This is a genomic window from Photorhabdus tasmaniensis (genome assembly GCF_011189505.1).
GTDB classification, from domain to species: Bacteria; Pseudomonadota; Gammaproteobacteria; order Enterobacterales; family Enterobacteriaceae; genus Photorhabdus; species Photorhabdus tasmaniensis.
In genome coordinates, this window is record NZ_PUJU01000174.1 from 1 (window position 1) to 845 (window position 845).

Sequence of the window (845 nt, forward strand, 5' to 3'; positions counted from 1 at the left end):
CAGCAGTAAATCACAAGCCAGGAATGGCTTACGGTAAATAAACTCAGAAATATAATGTAATATATAGATATATGTATTTTGCTTTGGTATATTCTGGGCGGGCGCTTGAGACTATCTGTCTCTGGCGTGCCGGAGCAGATAGAAGAAAGCCCCAAATGATCTTTCAATCAATTTGAGGCCTATTCTTTATGCTTCACAACATAAGACTAGCCTCTTACACGCCGAAAGGCAAGGAGACGCTAATCATGAAACAGCAAAAAGCGATATTTATCGCCATCGTTATTTGTATTGCCGCTTTGGCGGCTGTGCTGGTCACGAGGAAGGATCTCTGTGAGGTTCGCATCCGAAGTGGTCAAACGGAGGTTGCTGTTTTCATGGATTACGAACCCAAGTAAGAGCAACGGCGGGGAGCAATCCCCGCCATCGCTTGTTGTTGAACATGGCTCTCAAGCACCCGATCACCAACTATTAATGGCTATCCCGTCATTTTATTCATATTTTTATAATATCATTGCTTATGTGATCTGTTTATATATCTGATGAATTTAAATGTCGAATAGAATGGATATGGTGAATTATATTAAAGGGATTAATATCGGAATAGATAAAAGCTTCCTTTTATTCAAATCTATAAACGCCGGTATATATTAATTAATACTAAAATTTCAGTGGTTTTAATTTGTATCATTTCATCTGGGATTTATACCGAAGATCAGCAGTAAATCACAAGCCAGGAATGGCTTACGGTAAATAAACTCAGAAATATAATGTAATATATAGATATATGTATTTTGCTTTGGTATATTCTGGGCGGGCGCTTGAGACTATCTGTCTCTGGCGCGCTG

Annotated in this window: 1 protein-coding gene; it reads left to right on the forward strand. The window is 38.9% G+C overall.

Annotation, left to right across the window (positions count from 1 at the left end; genetic code table 11):
- Nucleotides 1-245 precede the first annotated feature (245 nt).
- On the forward strand, nucleotides 246-395 hold the full coding sequence (locus C5471_RS23385) for a type I toxin-antitoxin system Hok/Gef family toxin (RefSeq protein ID WP_051225736.1): 150 nt from the start codon (nucleotides 246-248) through the stop codon (nucleotides 393-395).
- Nucleotides 396-845 lie beyond the last annotated feature (450 nt).